At 50.0% G+C, this 16,481-nt stretch carries 13 protein-coding genes and 3 tRNA genes; 7 read left to right on the top strand and 9 right to left on the bottom strand.

Translation table 11 applies throughout. The annotated features are described in order from the left end of the window. The 5 genes from J3999_RS11375 to J3999_RS11355 all read right to left on the bottom strand — a co-directional run. Nucleotides 1–95 (bottom strand): GTP-binding protein (locus tag J3999_RS11375; protein ID WP_010791028.1); only part of this gene is annotated, 95 nt, incomplete at its 3' end. Nucleotides 96–170: 75 nt separating this feature from the next. Next, nucleotides 171–246 (bottom strand) — tRNA-Thr (locus J3999_RS11370). A gap of 58 nt (nucleotides 247–304) precedes the next feature. Further along, a tRNA-Gly gene (locus J3999_RS11365) sits at nucleotides 305–379 on the bottom strand. 1 nt (nucleotide 380) lies between these two features. Next, nucleotides 381–465 (bottom strand) — tRNA-Tyr (locus tag J3999_RS11360). A 215-nt stretch (nucleotides 466–680) separates the two neighbouring features. Then, on the bottom strand, nucleotides 681–1,418 hold the full coding sequence (locus tag J3999_RS11355) for a TSUP family transporter (RefSeq protein WP_243755469.1): 738 nt from the start codon (nucleotides 1,416–1,418) through the stop codon (nucleotides 681–683). Nucleotides 1,419–1,486: 68 nt separating this feature from the next. Here J3999_RS11355 and J3999_RS11350 point away from each other — a divergent pair, with 68 nt between their 5' ends. From J3999_RS11350 to J3999_RS11340, 3 genes are all read left to right on the top strand, one after another. Further along, on the top strand, nucleotides 1,487–2,254 hold the full coding sequence (locus J3999_RS11350; protein ID WP_208128009.1) for a pseudouridine synthase: 768 nt from the start codon (nucleotides 1,487–1,489) through the stop codon (nucleotides 2,252–2,254). A 15-nt stretch (nucleotides 2,255–2,269) separates the two neighbouring features. Continuing rightward, complete coding sequence (gene bioA / locus J3999_RS11345) at nucleotides 2,270–3,571, top strand: adenosylmethionine--8-amino-7-oxononanoate transaminase (RefSeq protein WP_208128008.1); 1,302 nt, start codon at nucleotides 2,270–2,272, stop codon at nucleotides 3,569–3,571. 125 nt (nucleotides 3,572–3,696) lie between these two features. Continuing rightward, the gene (locus J3999_RS11340; RefSeq protein WP_243755468.1) at nucleotides 3,697–4,845 is read left to right on the top strand and encodes a peptidase M42; all 1,149 of its coding nucleotides are present in this window, start codon (nucleotides 3,697–3,699) and stop codon (nucleotides 4,843–4,845) included. Here J3999_RS11340 and J3999_RS11335 read toward each other — a convergent pair. The 4 genes from J3999_RS11335 to J3999_RS11320 all read right to left on the bottom strand — a co-directional run bounded on the left by J3999_RS11335 (nucleotide 4,842) and on the right by J3999_RS11320 (nucleotide 9,576). Beyond that, nucleotides 4,842–5,753, bottom strand: coding sequence for a helix-turn-helix domain-containing protein (locus J3999_RS11335; RefSeq protein WP_208128007.1), 912 nt, complete (start codon nucleotides 5,751–5,753; stop codon nucleotides 4,842–4,844). The two genes, J3999_RS11340 and J3999_RS11335, sit on opposite strands and share 4 nt — an antisense overlap. Nucleotides 5,754–5,996: 243 nt before the next feature. After that, nucleotides 5,997–6,761 (bottom strand): EI24 domain-containing protein, encoded by a 765-nt coding sequence (locus J3999_RS11330; RefSeq protein ID WP_208128006.1) that lies wholly within the window; start codon nucleotides 6,759–6,761, stop codon nucleotides 5,997–5,999. 74 nt (nucleotides 6,762–6,835) lie between these two features. Then, the gene (locus J3999_RS11325; protein WP_208128005.1) at nucleotides 6,836–8,203 is read right to left on the bottom strand and encodes an NAD-dependent succinate-semialdehyde dehydrogenase; all 1,368 of its coding nucleotides are present in this window, start codon (nucleotides 8,201–8,203) and stop codon (nucleotides 6,836–6,838) included. A gap of 26 nt (nucleotides 8,204–8,229) precedes the next feature. Further along, nucleotides 8,230–9,576 (bottom strand): dihydroorotase, encoded by a 1,347-nt coding sequence (locus J3999_RS11320; RefSeq protein ID WP_208128004.1) that lies wholly within the window; start codon nucleotides 9,574–9,576, stop codon nucleotides 8,230–8,232. Between the two features lie 394 nt (nucleotides 9,577–9,970). Here J3999_RS11320 and J3999_RS11315 point away from each other — a divergent pair, with 394 nt between their 5' ends. The 4 genes from J3999_RS11315 to ppk1 all read left to right on the top strand — a co-directional run bounded on the left by J3999_RS11315 (nucleotide 9,971) and on the right by ppk1 (nucleotide 16,462). Then, nucleotides 9,971–11,038 (top strand): ABC transporter substrate-binding protein, encoded by a 1,068-nt coding sequence (locus tag J3999_RS11315; RefSeq protein WP_208128003.1) that lies wholly within the window; start codon nucleotides 9,971–9,973, stop codon nucleotides 11,036–11,038. Continuing rightward, nucleotides 11,031–13,808 carry an EAL domain-containing protein gene (locus J3999_RS11310; protein ID WP_208128002.1) on the top strand — a complete coding sequence of 926 codons (2,778 nt, stop codon included), beginning with the start codon at nucleotides 11,031–11,033 and terminating at the stop codon, nucleotides 13,806–13,808. The genes J3999_RS11315 and J3999_RS11310 overlap by 8 nt, the downstream gene beginning before the upstream one ends. A gap of 55 nt (nucleotides 13,809–13,863) precedes the next feature. Next, entirely contained in the window at nucleotides 13,864–14,145 is a 282-nt protein-coding gene (gene yidD / locus J3999_RS11305; protein ID WP_208128001.1) for a membrane protein insertion efficiency factor YidD, read from the top strand. 193 nt (nucleotides 14,146–14,338) lie between these two features. After that, nucleotides 14,339–16,462: a polyphosphate kinase 1 gene (gene ppk1 / locus J3999_RS11300; RefSeq protein WP_208128000.1), complete on the top strand. Its 2,124-nt coding sequence runs from the start codon at nucleotides 14,339–14,341 to the stop codon at nucleotides 16,460–16,462. The last annotated feature ends 19 nt before the right edge of the window (nucleotides 16,463–16,481 follow it).

The raw sequence follows: 16,481 nt of genomic DNA, 5'->3' as shown, positions 1-16,481 counted from the left end.
AGAGCCGCAGTAAGAGTTGTCTTACCATGGTCAACGTGACCGATAGTACCTACGTTTACGTGCGGTTTCGAACGTTCAAACTTTTCTTTTGCCATGATGCAAACTCCATGTTAGCAGCGACTCATTTCCCAACTCGTCGGCGCTTAATTTTTAAACACAAATCAAGAAAATGGAGCTTCCAACCAGGATCGAACTGGTGACCTCATCCTTACCATGGATGCGCTCTACCTACTGAGCTATGGAAGCAGGATAGTAAAAAAGGCTCTCTCCATTTCCTGAAAAACAAAGAGAACCTCTTAAAAACTGGAGCGGGTAGGGGGAATCGAACCCCCCTCATCGGCTTGGAAGGCCGAGGTAATAGCCGATATACGATACCCGCATGGTGGAGGGTGGTGGATTCGAACCACCGAAGGCTGAGCCAGCAGATTTACAGTCTGCCCCCTTTGGCCGCTCGGGAAACCCTCCAGATTGTGAGAGCGTATTCTATAGATAATTCAGTCGGTGTCAACCCAAATTTTTAAAAAAATTCTAAGTATTTTCCAGCTTATCCAGCGAATACTTCTGACCTCGCTTTTAGCGTTTTCACCGAGTGAAAAAGTACGCCGCGAAGCAGATAGGCGCGTATTGTAAGCATCCCCGAATAAATAACAAGCCCTTTTTACAAAAAAAGGCAAAATAGCTTACTTAAGTAGCGTTACGCCCAGACCGATACTACTCACAATCAACAGCATTGAACCCATCACACGCTTAAAGGTGCGACTGTTATGCAGAATGAATTCGTGCGCCTTAAGCCCCGCAACATGTCCGATAGCGGCCACCGGAATCAACATGAGCGCCGTCTTCCATTCGATTGAGACACTGAGCATGACAAAAGTACTCATCTTAATTGAGACCAGAATAAACCAAAGCACAAACAGAGTATTGCGCAACATATGCGTATCGACATGCCGGGCGAATACGGCAACCATTAACGGCGCACCGGTCAACGACGTGCCTGCCACATAACCTCCGGTAACCAACAATCCACGGTCAACCCAGGAATTTTCACTGTGTATCGCTTTATCCAGCATCCATAAAGCTGCATAAAACAGAGTAATACTATATACAAAGATCACCAGCCATTGCGTCGGCAAACTGACCAGACCGAAAACCCCGGCAATCATCGGCGGTAATATCCAGCCCAAACTACGTTTCAGATACGACCAGTCAACCTGTTTTAACGCCTTACTCAGCGTCAGACTGGAAAAAAACAGCAGATGAATCCCGATAATCGGCAACCAGTACAGCAGATCATCTTCGATCATCAGCATAAACGGCAACCCCAAAGCAGCCCCGCCAAAACCCAGCCCGGTTCGCACAAAACCTGTCCAGACGAAAATCAACGCGATAAAAAACCACTCCAAAGCAGTAAATTCCAACAGTCTTCCTTTTATATGATGTGATGAGCGTTAAAATAAGCGGCAAAGTTTACGCCAGAGTGATTCAAATGCAAACGCAATGCCAGCTCGACAGCTTAAAAATACTCTATCAGGATGACAGCCTTGTGGCGATTCACAAGCCTGCCGCCCTCCTGGTTCATCGATCACCTATCGATAAACGCGAAACCCAGTTCGCCGTCCAGTTAACTCGAGACCTGATCGGACAGGAAGTTTTTCCCGCACACCGTCTGGACAAGGCAACATCAGGCCTACTCCTCTTTGCCCTGAATAAAGAAGCCGCACGCCACCTGAGTGCGCAATTCATGGACCATTCGTTGCAGAAGACTTATATCGCACTGGTTCGCGGCTGGACTCAAGATCATGGTGAAATCGACAAACCTCTCCTATATAAGAAAGACAGATATGGTGATCGGGACAAACAAGAGCCTACCGAAGCGCAGGAAGCCTTTACCGCTTACCGTACTTTGGGGCAAACAACCCTCGATAAGCCGCTCGGCAAATTCGAACAGCAGCGCTACTCACTTTTAGAGTTATCGCCGAAAACCGGACGCAAACACCAGATTCGCCGCCACCTGAACGGAATCAGCCACCCGATTATCGGCGACGTTAATTATGGTGATCGCAATCATAACCACCTTTTTCACGAGTGGCGCGGATACCACCGTCTGTATCTCGCAGCAACCGCACTGGAATTCAACCATCCGCTGACCGAGGAGCGCATTTGTATTCAGGCACCACTACAGAATGACTTTGTGCAAACGTTGAGCGCACTCGACTTAGAATGTGCCATGCTAAAACATTTTCAAAACCTATAACCGACACTAAGCGCTATGAACTATTCCGAACACTGGCAATCTCTTATCGACTTCGACCAACAGCATATTTGGCACCCCTACTCCTCTTCACCAAATCCGGTCGCACCGATTGGCGTAAAATCGACACAAGGCTCCTTGATTACTTTAGCGGACAACCGTCAAGTGGTCGACGGCATGAGTTCGTGGTGGGCGGCGATTCACGGTTATAACCACCCAAAAATCAATACAGCCATGAAAGCGCAAATCGACAGCATGCCACATATTATGTTTGGCGGCCTTACCCATGAACCGGCCGTTGAGCTGGCAAAACGTCTGGTCGATCTGACTCCGGCCGGCCTGGACAAGATCTTCTTCGCCGACTCCGGCTCGGTATCGATGGAAGTAGCGATCAAAATCGCTCTGCAATACTGGATAAGCCGCCAACAGCCACAGAAAAACCGCCTGCTGTCGATTCGTAACGGCTACCACGGTGACACCTTTGCCACTATGGCGATATGCGATCCGATAAACGGCATGCACCACCTGTTTAACGACGTATTACGTCAGAGTCTCTTTGCTCCTGCGCCGCAAATGGGCTTTACTGCTGACTCCGACGATCAGGACATTCTCGAATTGGCACAGATGCTCGAAAAGCATCAGCACGAAATCGCCGCTCTGACTTTAGAACCCATAGTGCAGGGTGCCGGAGGCATGCGTTTTTACCGACCAGCTTACCTCAAAGCGGCTCGCGAACTGTGCACACAATACAACGTATTAATGATTGCCGACGAAATCGCCACCGGTTTCGGGCGCACTGGGAAACTGTTTGCCTGCGAATGGGCAGGCATAACCCCTGACATTATGACCGTCGGTAAAGCTCTGACCGGTGGCAATCTGACACTGGCGGCAACCCTGTGCACCGAAGCCGTCAGCGACACTATCTGCCAGGGCGACCCCGGCGTTTTAATGCACGGTCCGACTTTTATGGCCAACCCACTGGCCTGCGCCACAGCCATCGCCTCGATTGACTTGTTAATGGAATCGCCGTGGCAGCAGCAGATCCAGCAGATCGAACAGCATTTAAAAACGCAGCTGATGCCTTTATCCAAGCTCGACGGCGTCACAGATGTTCGCGTGCTTGGCGCAATCGGTGTCGTCGAACTGGAAAGAAGCGATCTCGGCCCGCAAATTCAAGCCGCTGCATTGGAAGCGGGTGCCTGGATCCGCCCTTTCGGAAAACTGATTTACACCATGCCGGCATTCAATATCTCTGAAACCCAACTCGGCATACTGAGCAAGGCGATCGTAACCGCAGTCACCCAAGCGAATACCTGCTGATATCAAACGTAAATCAAAAGCACCTCGAGACATAAATAACGCTGGCTAATTTCTGATTTCTCTATAAAATTCAAATTTTAGCCAGCCCAACGCGATCGCGCCAAGGCCGCTTTGTGGAGTACACCATGAACGCCAATTCCCCCGACTCACCTGAAACATCTTCCCCTCAGGCGGACGCCTCTCTGCACGCGGCAAACGACCCGCTACGCTTTGCCGAATTCATCGACCTATTAAAGTCACTGATTCGAGAACCTTCCGTTGTCGGGGCCGAGCACGCCTTTTTCCGAGTCTTGCAACGAGAGCTGGAAGAACGCGGCGCACAGGTCACCTGGTACGAAGGCTTACTGGTTGCCCACGGCAATGACCCGCACAGTTCAATGTTTTCCAGCCACATTGACCGTCACGGACTGATTTGCACCGGCCCGAATGAGTTTCAATTTGCCGCTTTCGTCGCCGGACAGATGAGCGACCTTTTAGGGAAGTCCGTCAGCGAAGAGTTAATGCTGACGCTGATGAACCGCTTTGACAACACCCCAGTAATCGCCTACGAACCTTGGTCCGGTGCTTACCGCGGACGCGGCATCATCAACAATGCTTTCATTTGCGAATACCGAAACAACCTGATTTTCGAAGTTGAGGGACTGGAACACCTTGTCGCCGGAACCCCGGTCGGTTTTCTGGATCGCCTGAAGATCGATCAAGGTTTGCTCTCAGGACAACTGGATAATGTGCTGACCGCCGCCGCACTGGTTCACTTGTTCAGTTTAGGCTATCAGGGAACCGCTTTTTTCACAGCCGAAGAAGAGTCCGGAGGCAGCTGGCGCTACCTGCTGGAATGGTTCCGCCGTTTTGGCGGCTCGACCAATGAATTATACGTTGTCGACACCAGTCCTTACCGCAATCGCGAAGAAGCCGACCGACAGCAAATCGTACTGCGCAATCGTGACGAGTTTGCCAACTTCAATCTGGAAACCACCCAGAAGCTGGCGCAGGTCTGTACTTCACTCGGCGTCAGTTACAGCTTCAAAGATCACTACATTGACCAGGTAAATCACGCCAATCTCGGCTCCAACAAACCTGCAATGAGCCTTGGTCGCACGGAACTCGGACGGATAACGGACAAATCGAACGGTTTGGTGCACGGCACCACCCTGCAGATTCCGACCACCGGCTATCATACGATGAACGAAACCGCGTCGATCGACAGCAGCAAAGCGTTTTTAAAAGTATTGACTCGCCTGGGTAATATTCGGCTTGAAGGGGAACCCGTCTAGCGCGGGCAGCTTTCGGGATTGAAAACCATCTTAACAATCGTATCGGTCAGCAGCATCTGACCGATATCCGCATAATAACTTTTCATGCATTTATCGCCGTAACGGGTATTGGCCAGCAGTTCGGTATTCAGATTTCGAGCGATCGCCTCACCCTCTTTTGTCGTCACCAGACCGCCGACCTTGCCGACCTTCATTTGCTCACGGATCAAATGCGCATAGAACCCAATCCATAACATGGATATCGGCAGATCACCAATACTGAAAAAGCCGACAATAAAATATTCGCCTTCGTCATCCTTACCGACAAAGTCCTGCTCCTGAAGCTGGTCGATCTCAAGCGAGAAATTCATGACCCGCTGAAAAGACTCCGAATTCAACTTAAGCGCCAGAAAATGCCCGAAGTACTCTTCCTGATACTGACAGACCGTAAAATAATTACCAGGCTGCATCGCCAAACGATGATGCAGCTCTTCATCCAGACCGAACTCGTACAACCCTTCAATGACCAGATAATTTTTTCGCAAGGCGGTCATATGCATTCCGGAGCTGACCGCATCCTGAACATGGAGCTGCTTGATATCCATCTGATTGACGGGGAAATCCGCTACCATCCGGTGACGACCGACAAACTTGGAAAACCCCATCGCACAGAAATTTGCTTCGATATCCAGTGATTCCATCTCACCGATAAATGGATAAATACGATTAAAGCTTCGCGAGAAATAACGGATAATCAGTGTCTGTTTACTGATGGCCGGCTTTGATACTCCGCGCTCCCAGCGACTGAGCGTAGTACTATCCAGCGAACTGAATGACGGATCTTCGGCGACCAACTCCTCGACCAGCTCCGACTGCGTCACGCCTTTGCGCTCACGGCAGACGCGCAGATAATCTCCAAACTTAATCATTCGATCTTCTCTTCCCTAAAGCCGAGCACAGTGATCACTACCTGTTAATCCTATCATTCCTACGTAGCCAATCAGGAACTTTCAGTAACAATCCCTTACAAAAATAATCATACCAACTAAACTATCCGTTTTGAATCAAAAAAATCGAGAACGCCCCCAGAGAGAGACATATGCGGGCGATCTAAATAAAAAAAGGCGCATCTTAAATGCGCCTTTCAATGCAAACCTGATTAAGTCGAAAACCTATTTTTCGGCATCCGTCGCAACCGACAATTTATCAAAGTAATAATGCGCCATGGCGATTACCCCCAACACCGGCATAAAGAGCCCGACCAGCGGCAAGGTACTGAGGAAAAACATTGATGCCAATGTCAGCGTCGGCGTCCAGTTGTCAACGGACTTAAGCTTGTTAAACAAAGCTTCCGGCAAAACCACCTGCCCGACATCCAGAACAATCGAGTAACGAAAGAAAAGAAAACCAAGCAACCAGAACCAGACCGCATTGATCAGAGGAATAAACAACATCGGAATTGTAACAATAAACAACAGCAGCATCAGCAGACCGAATTTCGTCAGTTTCCACAACATATCGCCAATCGAACCGTGCCCCTGATACTCCAGCCCCGGGTAATGCTTATCACGCACTACCTTAACCAACGAATCGGTCATAAAACCGGTAATAATCATCGCAAACAACAGAATCAGATAGCTGCCCAGCAATACCCCCAGAACACCGGCAATCACCGCCATAATCAGGCCGCCGACCCACAAGAGCGCCGAACCGATCAGAGGAATTGCGCCAACCGTCTGTTCGACCTCATTACCGAACTCCTGCATTTCCATCACCAGCGGATTCTGCGTCACGAAATCGCTGAACATCAGCACCCCGAAAACGCCGTAGCCGAGCAGCGAAACCAAAATAATCGCCGCGACAAACGGAACGAAAAGCCGAACCAGAATTTTAGGTTCCTTTAAATCCCCTAGCGTCTTTAACCACAAATCAAACATAAACCGCCTTTAAAAAAACAAAAGCAACCAACCTTACGGAATGATTGCTTTAATCGTGATGGATTGATAGTCGCTTATTTAATCCAGATCGACTTCACGTTGGTAAATTCGCGAATCCCCTGCACAGAGAGCTCGCGACCGTAACCGGAGTTTTTCACGCCGCCAAACGGCATACGCGGATCCGAGAAAGTAATACTATTGACAAAAGTCGCCCCGGATTCCATTCCGCGTGCCATGGTTTCCGCCGTCGCCATATCCGAAGTCCAGATAGAACCACCCAACCCAAAATCGACGGAATTGGCGATACCCAAAGCATGTGCCGGTTCGGTCGACTTGATAATAATTGCCACCGGACCGAAAAACTCCTCGTTCCAAGCCGGCATACTACTGTTAACATCAGCAAGGATGGTCGGCGCGTAGTAACAGCCCGGACGATCCAACTGATAACCGCCGCACACCAGAGTCGCCCCCATTTCGACCGAACGCATAACCTGGTCGTGCAATTCGTCCAGCAGATCCTGTCGCGCCATCGGTGCCAGAGTCGTACTTTCGTCCATCGGATCTCCGGCGACGAAATGCGCTTCGATCGCCTCTTTAAACATCTGAGTAAACTTATCGGCCTGCATCTGATCGACAATAAAACGCTTAGACGCGATACAACTCTGTCCCATATTGATAAAACGCCCTTTAACGGCGTTCTCGACCACCGTATTCATACTGACATCGTCCAGAACGATAAAGGCATCGGAACCACCCAGCTCCAGAACGGTCTTTTTCAGTTCCGAACCGGCAATCGCCGCAACCTTACGCCCGGCAGGCTCGGAACCGGTTAAGGTCACCGCTTTGACGGCCGGATGGCGAATCACCGATTCGACTTTGTCCGAACCGATCATCAGCGTGGAAAAAATGTGATCCGGGAAGCCCGCTTTACGGAAAACCTCTTCAATCGCCAAGGCGCATTGCGGAACATTCGACGCGTGTTTGAGCAAACCGATATTACCGGCAATCAGCGCCGGTGCGGCAAAACGAAATACCTGCCAGAAAGGAAAGTTCCACGGCATAACTGCGAGAACGACCCCAAGAGGAAGATAAGCAACATAACTTTTGGATGCGTCTGTTTCAACCGGCTCATCGGCCAGAAATTGCGGGCCTTTTTCGGCATAGTACTCGCAAACCCAGGCACTCTTTTCCACTTCCGCTTTTGCTTCGGCGTAGGATTTACCCATTTCCAGAGTAATCAGTTCGGCAAGCAGGTCGACATCATCGCGCAAAACATCCGCGACTCGCTTCATCAGAGCACAACGATCTTCGATCGGCGTCAGCTTGCCCCAGTCGCCGAACATATAGCCGGCCTGAGTCACGACATAATCCAGAGTTTCGTCATCCCAGGTTTCGAATTCCGCTAACAACTCACCGTTGGCCGGATTAATGGATTGCATCATCGTATCTTCTCCTCATTAAACGCGGTTTATCGGTTAAACAGCAAACGCTGCCCCGGAGTAAAGTCGGCAAACTCGCCCTGATAATATTTCAACTCGCCGGAAACAAAAGTTCCGATCACGCTGGACGTAAACTCATGCCCTTCCCAAGGCGACCAACCGCACTTGTACAATACTTCATCCTTAAGATCGGTATGTGGCTTGTTGAGATCTACTAAGACCAGATCCGCCCAATAACCTTCACGGATATAACCGCGCTCCTCGATCTCATACAGGGTAGCCACATTATGCGCCATCTTCTCGACCACCTGTTCAAGCGTAAAGACACCCTGCTTTACCAGATCCAGCAGAACGCTCAATGACTGCTGCACCTGCGGCAGACCGGCCGGTGCAGAGAAATACGGATTATGTTTTTCCTCTTCAAGGTGTGGTGCGTGGTCGGTAGCAACAACATCAATACGCCCTTCGATCAAAGCCTGACGAATGGCATCACGGTCCGACTGCTTCTTGATCGCCGGATTACATTTGATGTAATGCCCTTTTGTCGCATAGTCTTCTTCACTGAACCACAAGTGGTGGGTACAGGCTTCAGCGGTAATTTTCTTGCCAGCAACCGGACCCGGTTCAAACAGTTCCAGTTCGTCTGCCGTCGTAATATGCAGGATATGCAGACGCGCACCGGTCTCTTTAGCCAGCTTTACTGCCATCGAAGAGGATTTGTAACAGGCTTCGCGACTGCGAATATTCGGATGCTCGGCAGCCGGAATATCTTCGCCGAACTTCTCCAGCCATTTTTCTTCATTCGCCTTAATCATCGGCGTATCTTCACAGTGGGTCGCGATCAGTGTCGGACTGTGCGTAAAAATATCACGCAACGCCTGTTCTTCGTCAACCAGCATATTTCCGGTCGAAGACCCCATAAATACTTTGACGCCGCAAACGTTGCGCGGGTTAACCTTTTTCAGTTCCTGCAGATTGTCATTGGTCGCCCCGAAATAAAAAGAGTAGTTGGCCCAGGACTTACTCGCACCCAATGCATATTTCTCTTCAAGGCGTTCAATGTTCACCGTCGGCGGCTTGACGTTCGGCATTTCCATGAACGTCGTGGTTCCACCGGCCACTGCCGCTTTGGATTCCGATTCGATATCCGCCTTACTGGTCAGGCCCGGCTCGCGAAAATGCACCTGATCGTCAATAAACCCCGGAAGCAGATGCAGCCCTTTCGCGTCGATGACTTCGACACCGTCCGGTGCGCTCAAATTACTGCCTATGCGTGCAATACGCCCGTTTTCGATAAGAACATCAGCAACCGACTGCTGTCCTTCGTTAACAATGGTGACTTGCGAGATTAAAAATGCGTTGCGGGTGCCTGGCATACAGAGAAATCCTTGTTACTTTGGTTCAGTCTGGGCTATCACTATGACCGTTCAGCGATAGCGGGGATTAAATTATCCAACAGTTTAAACGATTAATCACCGTCACTCTGTAAGAGTGCGCAATTTAAACGGGATTAAAATCAAATAAGTGCCTTTCAAAATCAATCGAATACACACATTTGCATTGGTTTATAAGTCTAAACATTGTAAGATTTTTTCTAAAGGCGTGATACAGCAAGACAATTATCTTAATGCATTTGTACGCTTTTGATTAAAAATCGCCGATTCCCTTACAAGGCAAGTCCCGAGAGGCCCAGTTAAGTAATCGCCTCTTACCCTTTAACCAACGTCTTCCGAAAGCTTTAAAGTTGTTCTCTATTCCAGGTTTACTTCCATGCAAAATACATTCTTGAACCGAACAGCGCTACTTCTGGCTTTCATCTCTCTGGCGATATTGGCACTTCTTCCACAACCCTCTGCTGCAGGCTCCTCCCCCGGACCTGCGGTCGAACAGACCGTACCTAAAGCAGATAAAGTCAAACTTCCCAAATGCACCTATATCGCTTCCTATGCACCAGGCTATGAGTGGCAGGACCGGCTCGAATCCGCTCTATTCAACACTCTGCGCAAGCAATGCGAAGTACAGACCTTTTATATGGATAGCAAGAAGCTGAATACGGAATCGCAACTTGAAGCCTCGGGACTGAAAGCAAAACAGTTTATTGAGCAGACACAACCCGACCTGGTTATCGTGTCCGACGACAATGCGGTCGAGTATGTACTCGCCCCTTATTTCAACGGATCGTCACTGCCTTTTATATTTTGCGGCGTCAATAACAGCGGCATCAATTACGGACTGCCCTATAGCAATACCACCGGCATGCTGGAAATCGCACCGGTTCGCCAACTTCTGGAATTACTGTTCCAGATAAATCCCGGAAAAACGCATGTCGCCTATCTGGCCGGCCCGGGAACCACTGCCGCCAAAAATGTGGCCGCCTTTCATCAAATCGTCAAAGAATTTGATATTCCAAGCAGCGCGTTTCAAGCCCGAACCCAGGAAGACTGGCGTCAGCTGTTCAAACAGTTGCAGGAAGATGAAAACACCGACATTATTCTGTTTGATAACTTCGCCTCCTTCCCGCAGTGGGATCGGGATATAAATTTAAGCTGGGTTAAACGGTACTCGAAAAAACTGACCGTCACCAATAGTGACTGGGTCATGCCATATGTAATGCTCGGACTGGCCAACAAACCCGAAGAACAGGGAACTTGGGCCGGCCTTTCCGCCATCCACACTCTAAACGGCATGCCGATCAATCGCCAAGAGGTCGTCGCCAACAATAGTTTTGTATTTTGGTATAATCCGACGCTTATTCAGGAATCGACCTCACCACTGCCGAGCGCCTTCCTTATGCAGGCACAGCCCTATGAATCCAAGGAGTCGGAACTCGATGAATGACCGTATCGGCCCTTTCTCGACCAAACTCAATAAAAGACAGAAATTAATCTGGCTCCTCATGCCGTTCTGGGTCATCGGATTTATCTTTCTGCACATTGAAGATCAGGCAAGCGAGAAACGCACCGCGTTCCTCAAAGAGGTTCAGGATATCCGCCAGAACTACCTGATCGAAGAACAGAAAATCAGCTCGTTGATTGAAGCCATCGCTCAGCAGTATTCCGGGCAATACATTAAATCCTCGCACGACATCAGCATTTTCGCACAGGGTCTGTTGAACGATTACCCTTATATCGAGGCGATGGGGCTGGCGACTTACGCCAAGAAAACACAGCTGCCTTCATTTGAAGAGAAGCAGAAAAGACTTGGCTTCGAATCCTTTAAAATCCGCCCGAAGGGCATTTTTCTGCAAGAGAAAGAAAACGCATCCGCCTACTTTCTAGCCATCAATCAGGTTGAACCGCTCACGCCGGACAACGCATCCTATATAGCCGAAGACCTTTTCAGCATTCCTGAAATCGAGAAACGCTTCGACAACCAGGTCAAAGAGAACAGCACGGCGATTTTCTGGCTGGAACAGACCCATCCGAACAAATCCCTGGCGGTAGTCACCCATCCCGTGTATGCCACAGAGCCAACGAACATCCCTCAAGAAGACCGTTCCGAGTGGGTAACCGGCGCAATTGTATTCCTGGTCAATACCCATTCCGCACTGACGAAACCGATTCAGAAAGCTTTCCGAGACGATGCGGTTGAAGTCTCTTTCAGACGCATTTCCGACAACTACAACACAGGCTGGTCCTGGCACTCCGCAAATATGGACAACCCGCCGCCTTCTTACTGGAAACGTTTCGAAACCGTGCTGGTTCCGTCGCTAAGCTGTTATAACTGCCGCATTACAATCACCAACCATCTCGACTGGCAAGAAATCGACAAACAGAAAGCCGTTATTTTCGGCCTGATAAGTGCGTTGATTTTTATCCTGCTGTCGATTGCGACGCTGTCGATCCTGAATAAAACCCGCATCCTGTCGGAAATGCACAACCGCCTTCAGGAGCTGCTGGATTCGTCACAGGACGCTATTATCATTACCGACAAGTTCGGCATCATCAAAGTCTGGAACCCTTATGCCGAGGAGCTATTCGGCTATACACAACGGGAAGCGCTGCAAAATTCACTGGTTCAGCTGCTCTTTGATCGCTACACCATCAAAACCGTCTTCGGTGACTCCGGCACACTAATGGACCTGTTTGTCACTACCTCGGAAGATGGCCATCAAAACACCAAAGCCTCCAAACTGGAGATGTCTTTACTGACCCGCTCCGGCGAGAAAATTCTGGCGGAAATCTCCTACTCGGTATTAATGATTAACGACGAGCCCGAAATCAGTCTGTTCATCAAGGACATTACCAATCAGCGCAAAACCGAGAAAGAGATCCGTCAATACGCGTTTTACGACTCCCTGACACAACTGGAAAACCGCGTTTACTTCAAATCACAGATCGAGGAACAGCTCGCCGAACGCCCGGAACAGAGTTTTGCCATCCTGTTTATGGATCTCGACGGTTTCAAACAGGTTAACGACTCACTTGGGCATAATATCGGCGACGAGCTGCTCAAGGTCATCGCCAAACGCCTGACGCACAATATTAAGGGTGTCGGCGATCAATCCCACATCTGCCGTTTCGGAGGAGATGAATTCGTTCTGATGCTGCGTGATGCGGATATTTACAATATCTCGTCCATCGCACTGCGCATCCTCAATAATATCGAACGAACCATTAAAATCGACAATCACGACCTCAGAGTCAGCGCCAGTATCGGGATCGCTTTCTACCCGCAAAACGGACAAAGCGTCGATGCGCTGTTGCGCCATGCCGATACAGCGATGTACGAGGCCAAGGCCCAGGGTAAAAACACTTTTGCCATCTATCAGGAACAGATGAGTCAGCATGTTTCGGCGCGCCTGCAGATGGAAAAACATCTGCGCAACGCCCTGAGTAACAATGAGATGTACCTGTGCTATCAGCCGAAAATGGAAATCACCACCGGTAAAATTATCGGCGTTGAAGCTTTGTTGCGCTGGCGCAATCCGGAACTCGGCTTGGTGCCGCCGAATGTCTTTATTCCGATTGCCGAAGAAACACGAATCATTCTGCCGATCAGCCACTGGGTCGTCGACCAGACCGTCAAACAGCTTAAATCATGGCGCAACACCCCTTTTCAGGATCTGTCCATCGCCATCAACATCAGCAGCAGTCAGTTCAGCGCGGAAGGCTTTATCGCCAATCTGGCGACCAAAATGGAACAGGCGGACGTTCCGAACCGGCTCTTGGAAATTGAGCTAACCGAAAGTACCGTAATGACCAACGCCGATACCAACATCAAACTGTTACGGGAACTCAGAAAGCTCGGCTTTGAACTGGCGGTCGACGATTTCGGTACCGGCTACTCTTCATTGAGCTACTTGAAACGTTTTCCTTTGAGCATTCTCAAAATTGATAAAAGTTTTATCGACGGCCTGCCGATGGATGAAGAGGACATCAGCATCAGTGAAGCGATTCTGCATCTGGCACACAACCTGAACGTCCGGGTCGTCGCCGAAGGCGTGGAAACGCTCAAACAACTTAATTTCCTCGAAGAGAGACAATGTGAATACATTCAGGGCTTTGTCATCAGCAAACCGCTGAAGAGTGACGAGCTGGAAGTCTGGCTGACCGAGCATGCCGACAACTTCTATCAAAGCGCCACCTACCGCGCCTTACGCAACTAAACCTGACGGTGCAAAAAAAGATGGTGGTCATGCAGCAACAAGCGGAAATCAAGCAATGAAATGGAATCCTGTTTATTGGCTGTTTTACGCCATCATTCGTTTTTATCAGCTCTTTATCAGTCCGCTGCTTGGACCACGCTGTCGCTTTTATCCAAGCTGTTCCAACTACACCATCGAAGCTCTCAAAACCCATGGCGTCGTCAAGGGCTCCTGGCTGGCGATCAAACGCATCAGCCGGTGCCATCCGGGGAATCCCGGCGGAATCGATCCGGTCCCGCCCTGTTCATGCGACAGGCATAACAAGTCCGAAAAACAGCATCACGATAAGCCGCAATAAAGCTCGCGTCTCTTATTGTTTGAAGCGACTGATCTCAGCCATAAATATTTCACAATTTCTTCGACTACAGCGTCATTCAAGTGCGCTAGAATAGAAAATTGTGCCGTATTTACGTAGATGAAACAGTGGAAAAACGGCACCCGACATTAATCACTTTTTAACACTCAAATAAGGGATTTCAGGGACCTACTCTATGAGCGCAAACGATCTACTACCTCTTGCCACCGATTACCCTCGCTATATCAACCGCGAACAAAGCTTATTGGAGTTCAACCGCCGGGTTCTGGCCCAGGCTAAAAACCCGGATATCCCATTGCTGGAACGCCTTAAATACCTGTGTATTTCCAGCAGCAATATGGACGAGTTTTTCGAAGTCCGTCTGGCCAGCCTGTATGAAGTAGCCAATCAGCCGGGCACCCTGACCCGCCCGGACGGAATGGACCCGAACGAAGCGATCGACATGCTCTCCGATACGGCACACGAAATCGTCGAGCAGCAGTACAGCACGCTGAACCACATTCTGATTCCTGAGCTGCAGAAGGAAAACATCAATTTTCTGCGCCGCAACCACTGGAACGATACTCAGCGTGCATGGATCAAAGAGTACTTTATCCAATCCTTGCAGCCGGTTTTGAGTGCAGTCGGACTTGACCCGTCGCACCCTTTCCCGCGCGTGCTGAACAAGAGTTTGAATTTCATCGTCTCTCTGGAAGGTGCCGATGCCTTCGGACGCTCCAACGGCCTGGCAATCGTTCCGGTTCCGCGTTCATTGCCGCGTATTATCAAACTGCCGCCGGAAGCGACGGAAGGCGATAACGACTTTGTCTTTCTCTCATCGGTACTGCACGCCAATGTATCGCTGCTTTTCCCGGGAATGACGGTCACCGGCTGCTATCAGTTCCGCGTTACCCGTAACACCAACCTCTTTATCGACGAAGAAGAGGTTGACGACATTATGAGCGCTCTGCGCGGCGAACTGTCTACACGTGACTATGGCGGCGCAATCCGTCTCGAAGTGGCAGACAACTGTCCACCACACATGGTGGATTACCTGCTTGATCGTTTCAACCTGACCGAAAAAGCGCTGTATCAGGTCAATGGCCCGGTTAACCTGCACCGCCTGAGCGCTCTGCCGGATCGAGTCAACCGTCCGGACCTGCAGTTCGAACCTTATACCCAGCGACAACTGACCAAGAAAAGCGTTAAAAAGGCCTTCAAGCTGTTTACGCGTCAGAAGAAAAACGATTCGTTGTTTGCCCGTATCGCGCAAAAAGACATCCTGTTACACCATCCTTATGAAGCCTTTACGCCGGTCATCGACTTTCTTAAGGAAGCATCCAAGGATCCGGACGTTCTGGCGATTCGCATGACGCTGTACCGTACCGGTGAAGATTCGGATATTATCAAAGCGCTGATGAAAGCGGCGCAAAACGGCAAAGAAGTCACCGCCGTAGTCGAACTGCGCGCCCGTTTCGACGAAGATACCAACATCATTCAGGCGACCCGTCTACAGGATGCCGGCGTACATGTGGTCTACGGCGTAGTCGGTTACAAGACGCATGCAAAAATGATTCTGGTGGTACGCCGAGAAAACGACCGCATTCGCTACTACACCCATATGGGGACGGGGAACTATCACCATATCACGACCCGTTTTTATTCCGACTTCGGGCTCCTGACCGCCAACCAGTCGATTGGCCGCGATGCGTCCAAAGTTTTCCAGCAGCTGACCAGCCTCGGAGAGACCAAGGATCTCGAAGTGCTACTGCAATCGCCGTTCTCGCTGCATAGCGGCATGCTGGAACGCATCCAGCGCGAAGCGGAAAATGCCCGCCAGGGTAAACCGGCACGTATCATTGCCAAAATGAACGGTCTCGAAGAACAGGAAATTATCGATAATCTGTATGAAGCGTCGCAGGCCGGTGTTGAAATCGATCTGATCGTCCGCGGGATCTGCAGTCTCAGACCCGGCGTTCCGGGGCTTTCGGAAAATATTACCGTAACATCGATTATCGGTCGTTTCCTTGAACATCACCGCATCTACTATTTCGAAAATGCCGACGGCAAACCGGAACTGTTCTGCTCAAGTGCAGACTGGATGCGCCGTAATCTTCTATCCAGAGTAGAAACCTGCTTCCCGATCCTCGATCCGCGGCTTTTCCAGCAGGTTTACACGGAAGGGCTCGGCGTTTATCTGGAAGATAATACCGGAGCCTGGAAACTGCAGGCAGACGGAAATTACCGCCAGGCGATCCCTGAAGGGCGTCCGGCCTATAACGCCCAGCAGTATCTGATCGAAAAATACAGCGAAAGCTAAAACGTGTGCATCTCAATCG

Source organism: Thiomicrorhabdus sp. 6S3-12 (assembly GCF_017571475.1).
Classification (GTDB): Bacteria; Pseudomonadota; Gammaproteobacteria; order Thiomicrospirales; family Thiomicrospiraceae; genus Thiomicrorhabdus.
The sequence above is the reverse complement of the archived record's forward strand: the minus strand, read 5'-3'. Positions and strand labels throughout refer to the sequence as shown.

Coding starts and splice junctions, on each gene's coding strand:
- J3999_RS11350 (WP_208128009.1), top strand. CDS start 1,487: ATGCAAACGCAATGCCAGCTCGACAGCTTAAAAATACTCTATCAGGAT.
- bioA (WP_208128008.1), top strand. CDS start 2,270: ATGAACTATTCCGAACACTGGCAATCTCTTATCGACTTCGACCAACAG.
- J3999_RS11340 (WP_243755468.1), top strand. CDS start 3,697: ATGAACGCCAATTCCCCCGACTCACCTGAAACATCTTCCCCTCAGGCG.
- J3999_RS11335 (WP_208128007.1), bottom strand. CDS start 5,753: ATGATTAAGTTTGGAGATTATCTGCGCGTCTGCCGTGAGCGCAAAGGC.
- J3999_RS11330 (WP_208128006.1), bottom strand. CDS start 6,761: ATGTTTGATTTGTGGTTAAAGACGCTAGGGGATTTAAAGGAACCTAAA.
- J3999_RS11325 (WP_208128005.1), bottom strand. CDS start 8,203: ATGATGCAATCCATTAATCCGGCCAACGGTGAGTTGTTAGCGGAATTC.
- J3999_RS11320 (WP_208128004.1), bottom strand. CDS start 9,576: ATGCCAGGCACCCGCAACGCATTTTTAATCTCGCAAGTCACCATTGTT.
- J3999_RS11315 (WP_208128003.1), top strand. CDS start 9,971: ATGCAAAATACATTCTTGAACCGAACAGCGCTACTTCTGGCTTTCATC.
- J3999_RS11310 (WP_208128002.1), top strand. CDS start 11,031: ATGAATGACCGTATCGGCCCTTTCTCGACCAAACTCAATAAAAGACAG.
- yidD (WP_208128001.1), top strand. CDS start 13,864: ATGAAATGGAATCCTGTTTATTGGCTGTTTTACGCCATCATTCGTTTT.
- ppk1 (WP_208128000.1), top strand. CDS start 14,339: ATGAGCGCAAACGATCTACTACCTCTTGCCACCGATTACCCTCGCTAT.